The sequence below is a fragment of the Lacipirellula sp. genome (assembly GCF_965279485.1).
In the GTDB taxonomy this organism is placed as follows: domain Bacteria; phylum Planctomycetota; class Planctomycetia; order Pirellulales; family Lacipirellulaceae; genus Lacipirellula.
The window spans coordinates 238960-254240 of sequence record NZ_CBDIIC010000002.1; the positions used below are offsets into that span (position 1 = coordinate 238960).

The following is a 15281-nucleotide window of genomic DNA, read 5'->3' on the forward strand; positions in this document are numbered from 1 at the left end:
GGGCTCGCTGCCGCTGTGCCGGTCGCATGGCGCCAAGGCTGAACGAAGCGAGCTAGGTTGCCGATCGCTGAACGCAATCGACGTGCCACTTCGCTCCCAGCAACGAGAACACCCTGTAGTTGCCATCGCTGAGGCGAATCGCGTCGCGAACAGCGCTAGCAACCAGCATCTGCGCCCAGCGACCTGAGAACCGGGCACGGCGAGCCCGCGATATCGCGCGGCAGCCGTTCACGACCAGAATCCGCGAGCCTGTTGCGCAGAAGTGAGAGAAATGCTGGAGGCGCCTGGTGCTAGTCGCCCCGAGTCGGCCCCGCGGTTCAGCGAAATCGCAGGCCATTTCGCCCCCAGTTTTCTCAGCCCCGACTGAGGTTATTTCCAACCAATTCATTCATGTTGACCCAGCCGCTGCTACCAGTAATATGGACATGTTGCGCCGCCCCCGCTTGCCGGTTTCTCGCCTGGCCAGGGCGCAACGCCCGGAACAGAACAGAGAGCTTCTCCCCAGGGTCGTTGTGCGCTCATCCGCACACCCCCGCGTTGCCCGCTGGAACCGCTATGTCCCAACGTCGCGCCCCGCTATTGCTTGCGCTTTTGGCACTGACCGTTCTCAACGGAGTTGCCGCCACCCTCCGCGCCGATTCGCCCGGCGTCCCGGCTCTGCCGCCGACGACGGCGAACTATCGCAAGTACGCCATCGACGACCTACCGCAATATTTCAAGGCGGGCGCGATCGCGAGCATGAACAATACGCCGGTCGACAACCAGCTCACCAACGCCGGCGCGACGCTAGGTCGCGTGCTGTTTTACGACGAGCGTCTCTCGCACAATGACGGCCTGAGCTGCTCTTCCTGCCATCAGCAGCAGCACGATTTCTCCGACCCGAACCAGCTCAGCACCGGGTTTCAAGGCGGACACACGGGCCGCCACTCGATGGGCCTCAGCAACGCCGCTTACTACGCTCCGAAGAAGTTTTTCTGGGATCAGCGGGCCGCCAACCTTGAGACTCAAGTGCTGATGCCGATCCAAGACGCAGTCGAGATGGGCACGAACCTCACGCAGCTCACGGCCGAGTTGTCCGCCACGAAGTTCTACCCCTCGCTCTTCCAAAATGCCTTCGGGTCCCCGGAGGTCACGTCGGACAAGATCTCAAAGGCCCTCTCGCAGTTCGTCCGCTCGATGGTCTCGTACCAATCGAAGTTCGACCAGGCCGTGCAATTGGGCGTTCCCGGGGCCCCGAACTACGCCGCCGCTGGCTATACCGCGCAAGAGCAACTCGGCGCCACGCTGTTCCACGGCGACGGCCGCTGCAGCACCTGCCATGTGTCGAACGCTCAGATCGGCGACGCCCCCCGCAACATTGGTCTCAAGGCCGATAGCTCCGCCGACCTCGGCGCGGGCAACGGCACCTTCAAGACGCCATCGCTTCGCAACTCCGAAGTCCGCGACGGCTACATGCACGATGGCCGCTTCACCTCGCTCGAGCAAGTGGTCGAGTTCTACAGCAGCGGCGTCCAGGATAATCAGTTCCTTGACCTCCGTCTGCGCGATAACTTTCTTGCCACTGGCCAACCGTACCGTCCGAACTTCAACGCGACCCAGCAAGCGGCGCTCGTCGCCTTCCTAAAGACGCTGACCGACCAATCGTTCCTCAACAACGAACTCTTCAGCGATCCGTTCGAAGACTTGCCGGGCGACTTTAACAACGATGGCGAAGTCGATAGCGCCGATCTCGCTGTTTGGAAGACCGCCTTCGGCGCCACCGCAGGGGCCGACGCCGATGGAGATCTCGACTCAGACGGCCAAGACTTCCTTGTCTGGCAGCAGAACCTCGGCCGGTCGTGGGAAGACTTCGTCGGCTCGAACATTCCCACCGCCGCGCCAGTTCCCGAGCCCTCAGCCGTCGCGATCCTCACGATGGCGGCCCTCGCGTTGGCCCCGCTCCACCGGCGGCTCAAGCGCAGCTAAAACGCATCGTCGCCCCCAACTAAATGTTGTTGCTCCCTCCCCCTTGAGGGAGCAACGAGCACGGTCGCCTGCAGCGATCGAGCGCAGGCGGTAGTCCGTGCGTAGCACCGGGCTGGGGAGGGGGTGGAACTCTGGTACCCGCTTCCGTCACCCCTCCCTAACCCTCCCCCTCAAGGGGAGGGGACCTCAAGGTTCAATTTTCCTGGGGCCGATAAGCGCACTTGTCACGCCGCCAACCGCTACGGCTGGTACTTCACCAACTCCCGCCACACCTGCTGCCGCAGATCAAACACCGGCTGGTTGTTCCCAAGAAACCCATTCGCCAACAGTGAAAAGCCGAGGCGCCGCCCATCGAGCGTTCGCAAGTAACCCGACATCGTCGAGACGCTCGACATGCTCCCCCCCTTAGCCGAGACGCGCGGCGCGTCCGACTGGTCGCTCGCTCCCTCAAGGTCGGCGTCCGTCAGCTTCACCTCCGACGTTGGCAGCGACTGGAAGAACGGCTCGAAGTCCTCACTCTCGTTGAGGTACTTCAGTAGCCGCAGCGCTGAATCGGCAGTGATGAGGTCATAGCGTGAGAGCCCCGAGCCGTCGACGATCCGGAACGAGCCCGGTTCGAGCTTCGCGGTCTCAACGAGCCAATCGCTGATCGCCTTGGCGCCTTGCGGCCAATCGGGCCGTTTCGCCCCCTTCGCGATCGCGATCTCGTGGAGCAGCACCTCGCCGACGGCGTTCTCGCTCACATGATTGAAATGCTTGAGCGTCTCGGCGAGCGTCGGCCCTTCGTGGACCAGTTCCCGCGGCTCGACGCCCGCTCGCGCCGGCGGGGCAGCGCCCTTGGCGGGAGCTGAAAAGGCTACCCCCTCGTCGGCCAGCATCTGCGTAAACATCCCTGCCGCCCACGGCCCCGGGTCGTGCATCGTCATCTGCACCGACTGCGACTCCGCAAGCTTCCGATCGCCGCGGTACTCGATCGCCTCCGTATACGGCCGCCGCGTCGCCAGGGCGTCGCCGTACGCGGTCTGTTCGTCGACGCTAAACAATTCCGGCGAAACCGACGGCGGGTCGAGTTTTGCGTAGACAAACCCTTCGCTGTCGGGCATCAGCTTCACGGTGAGGACGTTGAAGTCGACCATTAGCGGCGTCACCGACATGTTGTAGTACGCCGGCTCGTCGTCCCACATCCACCCTGGCCCCTTCAACCGCGGAGCGTAGCGAGAATTATCGACGACCACTTTGCCGACGATCTTCTTGATCCCCAGTTTCCCGACGACGCGCTTAGCAAGCTGGCGGAGATCCTTGCTCGTCAGCATCGCATCGCCGCCGCCGATCAGCAGTAAGTTGCCGTGCAGCACGCCGTCGACGACGTCGCCATCGGTGCGGACGATCGTCTTGAACCGGTGCTCCGGACCAAACAAATCGAGCGCGCACGCCGAGGTGTAAATCTTGAGATTCGACGCCGGCGCTTGGAGCCGATCGCCGCCGCGATCGTAGATCGTTTCCCCCGTCTCGAGGTCGATCACCTTGAGCGTCACCGTCGTCCGCTTGGCGGTCGGGTGAGAGCCGAGTACCTCATCGAGCCGCTTCTGCAGTTCGGCCGCGCTCAGCGGTTCGGCGGCGTGGAGTGGGAAGGCTGTCGACAACAAGGCGGCCAGCGACAAACAAACAGCAGACAACAAACGGACGAACATCGGCAACTCCCACGAACCAGGCGAACTCCCGAGCGGATCGGCCGCCCCGACCTCTCCAGTGTATCTCGCCGACCCCGCGGCAGTTAAGCTACAAGGGTCGCCGCGAGACCATTTTGCCTCTCCTACGGAACCGTAACGGTGGCTGAGAATCCCGCAGAAAAACCGCGCTCACTCGACGTCACGGCGGTCAGCCGGCGGATCATCGCCAACGTCGAGCAGGTCGTCGTCGGCAAACGGCAGCAGATCGTTCAAGCCCTGGTTGCGTGGTTCTGCGAAGGACACGTCCTGCTTGAAGACGTCCCCGGCGTGGCGAAGACGATCCTCGCGCGAGCGTTCGCCCGCAGCGTCGGCTGCGAGTTCAAGCGGATCCAATGCACGCCCGACCTGCTGCCGACCGACGTCACCGGCGGCTCGATTTTTAATCAGAAGCTGGGCGAGTTCGAGTTCCGCGCCGGCCCCATCTTCGCGCAGGTGGTGCTCGCCGACGAGATCAACCGCGCGACGCCGCGCACACAGGCGGCGCTCCTTGAAGCGATGGCGGAAAGTTCCGTCACCATCGACGGCCAAACGCACCGCTTGAAGCCGCCGTTCCTGCTCATCGCGACGCAGAACCCCGTCGACCACGAAGGGACCTTTCCGCTCCCCGAAGCGCAGCTCGATCGATTCCTAATCAAGCTCTCGCTCGGCTACCCGTCGCTCGACGAAGAGTCGCAAATGCTCGAGATGCTCAAGCGCGAGCATCCGCTCGACAAGCTGCAGCCCGTCATTACTGCCGAGCAGCTCGTCGCCTGCCAACGTGCCGTGCGAACGGTCCACGTCGATCCGAAGATTCGCCGCTACATTACCGAGATCGTCCACGCCACCCGCGGCCATCACGACGTGCGACTCGGCGGCAGTCCGCGGGCGTCGATTGCTCTGTACCGCAGTTCGCAAGCAGTCGCGGCGATTCGCGGCCGCAACTTCGTCGAGCCCGACGACGTGAAGCAGATCGTGCCGGCCGTGCTCGGGCATCGCATCATCTTGCAGCCCGAAAGCCGGCTGCAAAACGTGACGGTCGCCGAGATCCTGACCGACGTCCTCGACCAAACGAAGGCCCCCGTGCTCGAACCGGCGGCGCGCTAGCCTGCTCCCCGCGATCACTCCCCGAGAATCTCCCCATGCGATGGCTCGTTGGCGCTGCGATGCTGCTGGTCGTTGCCGCGCTGCTCGGCCTGGGGCTGCTCGCGTACGCGATGTACGCCCTCATCGGCGTCATCGCATTGAGTCGAGTGCTCGCCAACCTGTGGTCGCGCGAACTCTCCGCCACCCGCGAGATGAGTCGCGACCAGGTGAAGATCGGCGAAACGATCGCGATCGTCACCGTGCTCGAAAATAAGAGCTGGTTCCCCGTACCGTGGCTGCTGCTCGAAGATTTGCTGCCGCGGCGGGCGCTCATGTTTGATACGCCAAATTTGCAGATCACTGGCCGGCGGCTGCAACTCGTTTCGTTCCGCGGGCGGGGGCGCAAGACGCTGCTCTACCAGCTGAAGTGCAACCGTCGCGGTTACTACCAGATCGGCCCGCTGGTGGCGGAAACGGGCGACGTCTTCGGGCTCTACCGCCGCTACCGCGTGCTCACCGCTCCCCATTTTCTGCTCGCCCTGCCGGAAGTGGTGCCGCTCGCCGGTTTCGACGTCGCCTCGCGGCGGCCGCTCGGCGAAGTGCGGATGACGCACCGCTTGTTCGAAGACCCCACGCGCATCGCCGGCGTCCGCGCGTACCAGGCGGGCGATCCGCTCAACCGCATCCACTGGGGCGCCACGGCCCGCACGGCGACGCTCCATAGCAAAATTTACGAACCGTCGACGGTGGCCGGCGTGACGATCTTGCTCGACTTTCACGAACAATCGTACGACCCCAAGCACGAACCGGTCCGCTCGGAGCTCGCCGTGACCGCCGCCGCGTCGATCGCCGACGCCGTCTGCGAAATGGGCCAGCAAGTCGGTCTCGCCACAAATGGCCGCGATGCGGCGGATCGCATTCGGACCGAAGGCTGGAGCCACGACCAGCTTCGCAGCCGCGAGCTTGCCCAGGCCGCCGGCATGCGTGATCGCAGCGACCGGCTCCGCCCCGTCGTCGTCCCCACCGGCCGCAGCAACACGCAGCTGCAACAAATTCTCCGCACGCTCGCGCGAGTGGAGAAGACCGACGGCCTCACATTCTCGCAACTGGTGTTCGAAGTGACGAGCCGCTTGCCGCGGAGCGCGACGGTGATCGCGATCCTCTCGCACGTGACGCCCGCCACGGCGATCGCCCTCGGCACGCTCCGCCGCCGCGGGTTTGCGGTGACGGCCATCGTCAACACGTTCAATGAATACGATTACGCTCAGATTGCCGGGCCGCTGATTGCCGAGCAGATCGACGTTCGGCAACTCCGCGATCGGGCGGCGATTCCCCAAGTCTGTCTCAAGTGCCTGTTGCGATAGCTCGCTCTCACACGTGCTGTTCGACGCCGATGCCTCGCTTACGTATGACCAACGCCGACTACGTCGCCATCGCGATCAGCCCTGCGCTGGTGATGGCGCTCGTCGGCAGCCTGGTCTTTTTTCTGATCGAGGTGCTGTACGTTGGCAACTACACGGGGCGGCTGAACTATGTCTTCGCGCTGTTCGTCTTCGCCACCGTGTTGATTGCGCGGATCGCCATCGAAATGGGGTCGGAGCGGGCTGCGATGTTCAGCTTGCCGATGGGGCTGCTGATGTTCATCGCGCTCGGGAAGTTTGTCGAGCACACGGGCCCGTTGGGCTGGCTGGTGAACCTCTGCCTGCTCTCCGCCGTGTGGTGGGCGTCGCACAAGCTGACGTGGGACTGCACCGTTATCGACGACGACCAGGATTCGTCGGGCGAAGGGTTGCTCGGGCGCGTCGGGCTCGATCCGCCGGAGAACGCCGCCGAGGCCGCTCCGCCGACGGTTCCAGCCGCGACGAAATCACTCGCCGCGCGCGGAGCGAACGCCAACGAACTCTTCAACGATCCCACGGAAGGCGAAACGCCCAAGTTGAGTTGGTGGCAGCGACTCGCCAGCGCCGGAACTGGTCCCCACACGCCGGGGCTGTGGGTGCTTTACTTCTCACTCGCTGCGTTGCCGCTGTTCGGCATCGGCCAACACTGGATTCCCGCCAGCGACCTCGGCCGACGGCAGTACGCCTTCGGATTGCTTGCCGTGTACGTCGCGGCCGGCCTGTCGCTGCTCGTGACGACCAGCTTCCTCGGCTTGCGGCGTTATCTACGGCAACGGAACGTTGAGATGCCGGCACCGATGGCGGCGACGTGGGTCGCGATGGGTGCGGCCCTCATTGTCGTCGTGATGCTCGCCGCCGCACTGTTGCCGCGACCGGCAGCAGAGTACGCGGCGGCGCAACCGCCGTGGCGTCTCGGTTCGCGCAACGACCAATCCTCCTCGGCGGTGAGCGTCGGCAGCGAAGGGACCATCGACGACGAGGCGGAGAAGCAAGTTACCAGCGACAATCAACCAGATGCCGAAGCCACCGGAGAAGCTTCGCCCGACGCCCAAACCGGCGAATCAACCGCCGGCAGCGAGCCGGGGGAAGGGCAGCCGGCGGGGCAGGGACAGCAAGACGCGAAAGATTCGTCTTCAGGCGCAGAGAGTTCGTCGAAGGGTGACGCCAACGGCGAGCCGCGGCAAGATGCCAAGCAATCGTCTCCCGCTGAAGATGCCGACGGGGCAGGGGAGGGCGAGTCGTCGTCGGCCCAAACGCAGGGCGAACGAGACGCATCGCGAGAACAGACCGCCGACCAATCGCAGTCCTCGCCGGATGACGCGTCTCAAGCATCAAGCCAGCCGAGCGAATCGCCGGCCGAGCCACAGTCGGAACAAGGCAGCACGCCAAACGAATCGCCGTCGCCGTCGATGCAACCGCCCAACTTTTCCGCAATTCTCGGGACGCTCAGCAACTCGCTCGCCGACATCGTGAAGATGATCGCCTACATCTTGCTCGGCGTCGCCATCGCCTACTTCGCGTGGCGGAATTGGCCGGCGATCGTGCGGGCGTTCCTCGAGATCGTGCAGATGATTCGCGATCTGATCGCTCGGCTCTTCGGCGCCAAGCCGGCGGCAGCGGGCGGCAACGACGCGGAAAGCTCCGCACCAAAGGCGCCGCCGCGGCGCAGTTTCTCGGAGTACACCGATCCGTTCCTCAGCGGCCGCGATCGGCAGACGCCGCCGAATGAACTCGTCCGCTACACCTTCGAGGCATTCGAAGCCTGGTCGGGCGATCGCGGCCAAGCCCGCTCGCCCGAGCAGACGCCGCAAGAGTTCGTGCGACTAGCGGCGCCGCCTGCTTCGCCGCTGCACGAGGAAGCGCGACGGCTGCTGCAGCTTTACAGCGCGGCCGCGTACGCTTCCGCCAGCATCTCGCGCGAAGCCGCCGCCGGGCTGCGGCAGCTGTGGCATCTCATGCAGTCGGCGCGGTGACCGACGCAGTCTAGCCCCGGGCTCGCGTTACGTAACACGGGGCGACGCGAAACGAGATGGTGGCCAACCCCCGGGCGGAGCCCGGGGTTAGGGCTTCTCCGCGAGCGGCACTTGCGACTTCGTCGACAGATACGCAAACAAACCGGCGATCTGCTCGTCCGTCAGCTGCGTCAGCAACCCATCCGGCATCAGCGACAGCTCCTGCGGAACCATCTCCTCGATGTCGTCGCGATCGACGGCAATCTCCTCCGTCTCCGTTCTCAGCGTCAGCGTCTTGTCGGTCTCGCCGACGATCACGCCCGAGAGGGCTCGACCGCTACTGAGCAGCACGGCCGAGGTGCGGAACTCGGTCCCCACCGTAGCGCTCGGGTCGACGATGTTCTCCAGCAAGTACGTGACGTTGCCGCGATCGGAGCCGGTGAGATCGGGGCCGACAAGCTTCCCCTCGCCGTACAGCACGTGGCAGTTGCTGCAGGTTTTGTTGAACAAGGCGCGGCCCGCGCTCGCATCGGCCTGCTCCAGCTTGCGGGGCGTCAGTGCGACGCGCAGTCGATCGATCAGCGCTCGTTTGTCGTCGGGAGTGGAGCGAATGGCGCCCCACGCCTCTTCGAGCGCCTGCGTCAGTTCGGCGTCATTGAACCCTGCGATCAGCCGTGCGTGCGACGCCGAGAGCGCCGTGCGGTCGATCGCTCCCGCTTTCACGGCGGCCAGTAGCGCCGCTGCGTAGTTCCCACGAGACGTAAGCGTGTCGATCGCCAGTTCTTTGCCAGCGGCGTCGAGTGCTGCGTAACGCTGCAACACGAGTTCCGGAACCGCCGCATCGTCGTACACGGCCAAGCCGCGAACTGCTTCGTTCGCCACGGCGGGATCATCGAGCAGCGTCTGGAGCAGCGTGAGCGTCTCGGGCCCGCCGTCGGCGGTGAGCACCCGCAGTGCGTTGTTTCGTTCGGCGACGTTTGCTTGTGGGTTGGCGGCAATCTTGCGAAGCTCGGCGATCGCTTGAGGATCGCCGAAGATCACACCGAGCCGCCGCGCCTCGTCCCGCACGTCGGCGTCCGAGGCAGCGAACAGTCGAGCAGAGAGGGCGTTCCAACCCGCGGGCGCCGGCGCGCGACGTCGACCTTGCAGCGCATCGCCCATGCCGCGGAGGATGTCGAGTTGCAGCGATTTATCGTTCGACGCCGCGGCCACTTCCGCCAACGCGGTCACGGCTTGGCCGTTCGCTTCGAGTTCGCTCGTCAGCCGTCGCGCAATGTGCCGCCGCACCAGCGGAAGGCACGGCTGTTGGCTGAGTGCGATCGCCTGGTCCGGGGCGGCCGGCAGCGTCGGTTCCAGGCCGTACCAAATCATCAGCGGCAACTGCCGATCGTCGGCGTCTTCGAGCCGCGCGGCGAGTGCGGCGCCAATCGGCCAACGGTCGGCGTGCGGCAAGCGCTGCAGCGTCGATGCGAGATACAGCCGTACGAGCCCCGACGAATCGCCGGCCGCGAGTTCCGCGAAGCGGGCAAGCGTCGCCGCGTCAACCGTCTCCTGGTCCGCCAGCAAACGAATCGCCCACACACGCAGATGTTCGTCCGACTCACTGAGTTGCTCCCGCAGCCACGCTTCGTCCGCGGCGCCGATCGCCGCCAAGCACCACATCGCCCGCAGGCGATGGACTTCATTCTGCTGCGCGTCGTAAAGTTTCAACAACGCCTCGCGCGCGGCGCCCATCTCTTGCCCGGCGGCATGCCGCTCGGCGAGCAGACGCAGCGCCTTGCGCACGTACCAATCGTTCGCGTGGAGTTGTAGCTCGACGAGTTCCGCATCACTGCGTTCACGCAGATCAATCTTCCCCGGCCACTTCGGCTCGCCGTAGGCCAGTCGATAAATTCGCCCCGACGCATGGTGCACGCCGTCGGCCTCGTGGCACTCGCCCGTGTCCGACCAGTCGGCGATGTAAACCGCCCCGTCGGCGCCGGAAATGAGATCGATCCCGCGGAACCATTCGTCTTGCACGAAGAACATGTCGTCGCCATGCAGGCCGACATAACCGCCGCCGCGGCGCTCGATCCGATCGGCGTTGAGCCGTCGGCCATGGAAGTTGAGCGTGTACATCTGGTTGCGATAACTCGCGGGCCAGTTATCGCCTTGATAGATCATCAGCCCGCTGTGGGCGTGCCCGCCGCCCGCTTCGGAGGTCGTGTTGCTCACCCCCTGACGAATATCGTTCCAATGTTCGCCCGTGTCCCAATGAAAGTGATCGGCCGTCTGCCCGATGAGCCCGTAGAGATGCGGGTTGAAATTGGCGCCATACATCCGCTCGTAGTGCGCGCCCGGCACGAGATGCCATAGGTGGCCGATGACGGTGTTGATAAAGAACATCTCGCCGTGGCGATCAAAATCAAAACCCCATGGGTTGGTCGTGCCATGAGCAACCGCCTCGAACACCTTGCGCGTCGGATGATAGCGCCAGACGCCAACGTTGATCGGCGTCCGTTCGTCATCCTTCGCACCGGGTGCGCCGACGCGTGAGGTCGCAAGAATGCCATGCCGCCCGTAAAGCCAGCCATCGGGCCCCCACCGCAAACCATTGACGATGTTGTGCCGAATCGCCGCCGCGTCCCAGCCATCGAGCACCACTTCCGGCGGCCCGTCGGGAACGTCGTCGTGGTTGCGATCGGGAATGAACAACAACTGCGGCGCACACAGCACCCACACGCCGCCGTAGCCGACTTCGACGCTCGTGAGCTTCTGCGCCTGATCCCAAAACACCTTCCGGCTGTCGGCGCGGCCGTCGCCGTCGGTGTCTTCGAGAATTACCACGCGGTCGCGTTTCGTAAGATCAAAATTTGTCGCCTGGTCGGCGTAGGTGTAGTTCTCCGCCACCCACAGCCGGCCCCGCTCGTCAGTCGCGATGCCGATCGGTTGCTGCACGTCGGGCTCGCTGGCGAAGAGCGTCGTGCGGAAACCGTCGGGAACGACGATTTCGTCATTCGCTTGCGCGGCCGGCGCGGGATCGAGCGTATCGCCGCCACTCTCAGCCCGCGCAGAGGCGCAGACGAAGAAGAGCGAAACGAAAAACGCGCACCACGCAGCCGTCGAAACGGCCGCGCGGAACGCGCGTAGTAACTGCGTCGAATTCTTCATAGCAACTTCACGACGAGGACTGCGACGGAAAGCCGGAGCGAATCACTTCGCCTGGCTATATTCGCGTGCCGACTCAATCGCCGGCAACGCATCGTCGCTTACGCCCATGAGGTGCCGCAAGATGTACGCGTCGAGTTCTTCGTAATCCCGCTCGGCGATCAGCTGTTGTTCCAGCTCGCGATCGAACGTGCGGACCTTCTCCACCAAATGCAGGAACGTCTTGCGGCTGTTCGTCAGATGAGCCGTCGACTTGTCCTGCTTCTGCGTGCGGATCGCCTTCACGTCGAGGCCGACGAACTCGCCGCGACGGCCGAAGCCGTTTTCTTCGAGGACGCGGACTTGGTTGAAAGCCGAGCGAAGGTTCGCCGAACCAAAGCACTTGTCTTGGTCGTACTTCAGGCCGTTCTGATCGTTGAGGTGGACGCTCGCGAGCTTGTCGTGCGCTAAGGCGAACGCCATTTCATCGGCCGGGTCGAGGCCAGCCAAAATCGCGTGGGCCGTTTCGATGAGCCCGCTCACGCGGCTCGGATCGACCGAGCGATAGGCGATCGCCAGCGCGTGGCCGATCGTCGGCACGTAGGCATGATCGGTCGGTTCATTCGGCTTCGGCTCGATCCAGATGCGGCACTCGCGATCGTATTCCAACATCGCGTTGACGGCGTCGAGGATCCGGTCGTACGCGACGCGGGCGTTCTTCGACTCACGGATGTACGAACCTTCGCGAGCGAGCCACAGCACGATGTTCGGCGTGCCGAGTTCGCGAGCGACGTCGATCGTGCGGAGCGAACGATCGAGGGCGTACTGCCGGTCGGTAGGACTGTTCGAGGTGTAGCCGCCGTCGACGGTGCGCGAATCAAACCACAGCCGCGGGGCGACGAACTCGGCGGTCAAGCCGCGATCCTTCAGCATCTGGCCGACTTGGCGAGCCTTGGCAGCTACTTGGCTCGCATCGAGGTCGTCGATGTTCTCGACGGCGTCGTCGTCATGAAACTGCACCCCTTCGAACCCGAGCGGGCGGTACCAGTCGAGCTTTTCCTCGAACGAGTAAGGCGTGCGGACCATCGGGCCGAACGGGTCGGCGCCTTCGCTGATGTTCCATGGCCCAAAAGAGAAGCGGTAAGTCGTTGGTTGTGTCACGGTCGAAAGTTCTCCGAAAAGATGATCTAAGCGATGCAATTCGATGTTACATGACGTGGCTTGTCACGATTTTGTTTTTCAATTTCAAAACGCGCCAGTTTTGGTTGATTAAAGGCAACTAGCGGAGCGCCCCCTTGCGAATTTCGCCTGGCGTCTTGCCGGTCGCGTTGCGGATCATGGCCGTAAAGTACTGCACCGACGAAACGCCGACCCGCTGGACGACTTCTTTGATCGGCATCGTCGTCGTGATCAGTAGCCGCTCGGCCGATTCGATTTGCACGCGGCGGATTTCGGCGTGAATCGAGCGGCCAATTGCCGTGCGGAAGCGGGCGTCGAGCGTCGAACGCGACATCCGCGCCATGTCGAGCACGTCGCGGACGTTGATCGGTCGGCAAGCGTTCTGCCGGATGAAGCGGAGCGCCTCGGCGACTTCCTCATCGGCGACCGCCATCACGTCGGTCGAGTGCCGCGCGACAACGCGTTCGGGCGGAATCGCGGTCCGCTGTTGGGCCGGCTTTTTACCCTGCATCATATCGTCGAGTAGCGCCGCGGCTTCGAAGCCGACCCGCATGGCGCCTTGCTCGACGCTTGAAAGCGGGGGCTGGGCCAGCTCGCACATCACGTCGTCGTTGTCGACGCCCACGATCGCCACGTCTTCCGGCACGCGTTTGCCAACGAATCGACAGGCTTGCAACAAATGCCGCGCGCGGCCATCGTTGCAGGCCATGATCCCAATCGGCGTGCGAAGCTTCGCCACCCACTTCTGCAGCGCGGCCTGCGACAGCCGCCATTCCTTCGCGGGACTGTGCTTGCCGGCAAAGTGCTCGCAAGGATAGCCGGCTTCTTCGATCGCCTCGCAAAAGGCTTCGGCGCGTTCCTTCGCCCAGCCGTTGGCCCGGGTCGGCGGCTCAGTGCAGAACGCGAACTGGCGGAAGCCGAGGTCGATCAAGTGCTGCGCTCCCATGCGAGCGATGGCCCGATTGTCGGTCCGCACATAGGGGATCTGCGGGTTCTCTTCGTAATAACCATAGCCGCCGCCAATGCCGACCACCGGAACGCCGAGGCTTGTCACTGCCGCGGCGACGCGACGGTCGTCGAAGTTCGCCAGAATCCCGTCGCCCCCCCACGCCTTCAAGTCGGGAAGCCGATCGATGTGGTCCTCTTCCACATAGAGCGACCAGTCGCGCTGGGCTTGCTGAACATAGGCCGCCACGCCCCGCACGATCCGGCGATCGTAGGGGGAGCTGGGGTCGATGATGAGTGCTACTTCTTGCCGATGCTGCATGGTCGCCTGCCGGAATCTGAAGTTTTAGCGTACACGACGAATCGTTACGCCGGACCGTCGCCAGCACCTATCTTAAAAGGATTACGATGCATCTCAAGATGGCGGCGCAGAACGAGCCCATGCGGGACGTGGCAATTTCCGCGGCGCAATAGGCGATCCCTAGCCCCGGGCTCCGCCCGGGGGTTAGCTTCCACACCGGAAGACGGTGCGGTACGTTGCGTCACCCCCGGGCGGAGCCCGGGGCTAGAAGCGGGGCGAACCAGAACGCCTGCTTACGGCTTCGCCAAATCGACGCAAATGCATTCTTCGTCGTTGCGAATGTACGCCCGCTTGTTCGCGAACGCCGGCATGCTCCAGACGACGTCGCGACCAAATGCGTCGTTCGTCGGTTTGATGACGTGCGCCCGATCGAGTTCTTCAAAACCTTCCGGCGTGATTCGCGCGATCAGTAGATCGCCGCTGTCGTTGAACATCCAACAGCGATCGCCATGCCGAACGATGAACGCCGTCCCCGAGTTGGCGGGCCGCTCGCTCACTGGCGCCGAGGTTTCCCAAAGTCGCTTGCCTTCGGCGAGATCGACCGCCCGCAGCGTTCCCTTCTGATCGAAGCCGTACAGAATTCCGTCCTCGGCGTAAGGCTGTACGTTGATCGGCGAGATCGCCTGCTGGCCGTTATTGCGCCAGACGATCGACGCCGTCGGCTTGTCGGCGGCGAGCTTGAGCAGCAAGCTCTTGTTCGAGTAGCCGCCGATGTACAGCAAGTCACCCGCCAGCACCGGCGACATGATGATCGACCCATTGTCGGCGACATATTCTTCCGACCAATGCTCTTCGCCAGTCGCAGGATCGACGGAGGTGACGGCATTCGGCGCCAGCAGCAATAGTTGGCGAACGCCACCAGCTTCGACGATCGTCGGCGGCGAGTAACCTTGCTCAGGCGCCGTGAGCGCAGCCCATTTCTGCTTGCCCGTGTTTTTGTCGAACGCGACGGCATGCGTCCCTTCGCCGCCGACGATGCAGATCACCGTATCGCCTTCGATCAGCGGATGGCTCGCGTAGCCCCACAGCGCGGTTTTCGTGCTGTAGTCGGCGGGAAAGTTTTTCTTCCACAGCACCTTGCCGCTCTTCACGTCGATGCAGTGAAAATTGCCCACGGCGCCGAGACAATACGCCTTGCCGTCGTCGACCGTCGGCGTGCAGCGCGGCCCGGCTGGATAGGAGATGTCGTACGCAACGGGGTAGTCGACCTTCCACAGCTCTTTGCCGGTCGCTTCGTCAAGGCAGAGAATCCGCTCCGTGCCGCTCGATGCTTTCCGCTCGAAGTTGGCGATCTTCACGTCGTCGCCGGTGACGTAATCCATCACGATCACGCGGCCATCGACCACGGCCGGGCCCGCGTAGCCGCCGGCAATCGGCGCCCGCCACAATATCTTCGGGCCTCCTTCGGGAAACTCTTCGATGATCCCTTCCTCGCGCCAAATGTTGTCGCGCTGCGGGCCCATCCATTGCGGCCACGGATCGGCCAGGGCAGGGGAAGCGCAAGCGATAGCGAGCAGAAGGGCGGCGAATCTCATCGGAAGACTCCGTGGCGAAGGGCGGG

General features: G+C 64.0%; 9 protein-coding genes. 4 read left to right on the forward strand and 5 right to left on the reverse strand.

Features of this window, described 5'->3' with window-relative positions; translation table 11 throughout:
• Positions 1–555 precede the first annotated feature (555 nt).
• Entirely contained in the window at positions 556–1965 is a 1410-nt protein-coding gene (locus ACQY7R_RS08470; RefSeq protein WP_428305174.1) for a cytochrome c peroxidase, read from the forward strand.
• 239 nt (positions 1966–2204) lie between these two features.
• Here ACQY7R_RS08470 and dacB read toward each other — a convergent pair whose 3' ends face one another.
• Positions 2205–3656, reverse strand: coding sequence for a D-alanyl-D-alanine carboxypeptidase/D-alanyl-D-alanine endopeptidase (dacB, locus tag ACQY7R_RS08475; protein WP_428305175.1), 1452 nt, complete (start codon positions 3654–3656; stop codon positions 2205–2207).
• Positions 3657–3794: 138 nt separating this feature from the next.
• On the opposite strand from dacB, the gene ACQY7R_RS08480 reads away from it, so the two are divergent.
• The 3 genes from ACQY7R_RS08480 to ACQY7R_RS08490 are packed head-to-tail and all read left to right on the forward strand — an operon-like array spanning position 3795 to position 8130.
• The gene (locus ACQY7R_RS08480) at positions 3795–4778 is read left to right on the forward strand and encodes an AAA family ATPase (RefSeq protein ID WP_152099587.1); all 984 of its coding nucleotides are present in this window, start codon (positions 3795–3797) and stop codon (positions 4776–4778) included.
• A 35-nt stretch (positions 4779–4813) separates the two neighbouring features.
• Positions 4814–6121: a DUF58 domain-containing protein gene (locus ACQY7R_RS08485; RefSeq protein WP_428305176.1), complete on the forward strand. Its 1308-nt coding sequence runs from the start codon at positions 4814–4816 to the stop codon at positions 6119–6121.
• Between the two features lie 29 nt (positions 6122–6150).
• Positions 6151–8130 carry a DUF4129 domain-containing protein gene (locus ACQY7R_RS08490; protein WP_428305177.1) on the forward strand — a complete coding sequence of 660 codons (1980 nt, stop codon included), beginning with the start codon at positions 6151–6153 and terminating at the stop codon, positions 8128–8130.
• Positions 8131–8217: 87 nt separating this feature from the next.
• Here ACQY7R_RS08490 and ACQY7R_RS08495 read toward each other — a convergent pair whose 3' ends face one another.
• The 4 genes from ACQY7R_RS08495 to ACQY7R_RS08510 all read right to left on the reverse strand — a co-directional run bounded on the left by ACQY7R_RS08495 (position 8218) and on the right by ACQY7R_RS08510 (position 15255).
• Positions 8218–11259, reverse strand: a complete 3042-nt coding sequence (locus tag ACQY7R_RS08495) for a PVC-type heme-binding CxxCH protein (RefSeq protein WP_428305178.1) — start codon at positions 11257–11259, stop codon at positions 8218–8220.
• 42 nt (positions 11260–11301) lie between these two features.
• The gene (locus ACQY7R_RS08500; protein ID WP_428305179.1) at positions 11302–12396 is read right to left on the reverse strand and encodes a TIM barrel protein; all 1095 of its coding nucleotides are present in this window, start codon (positions 12394–12396) and stop codon (positions 11302–11304) included.
• 118 nt (positions 12397–12514) lie between these two features.
• Positions 12515–13681 carry a XylR family transcriptional regulator gene (locus ACQY7R_RS08505; protein ID WP_428305180.1) on the reverse strand — a complete coding sequence of 389 codons (1167 nt, stop codon included), beginning with the start codon at positions 13679–13681 and terminating at the stop codon, positions 12515–12517.
• 272 nt (positions 13682–13953) lie between these two features.
• On the reverse strand, positions 13954–15255 hold the full coding sequence (locus tag ACQY7R_RS08510; protein ID WP_428305181.1) for a PQQ-binding-like beta-propeller repeat protein: 1302 nt from the start codon (positions 15253–15255) through the stop codon (positions 13954–13956).
• Positions 15256–15281: the final 26 nt, after the last annotated feature.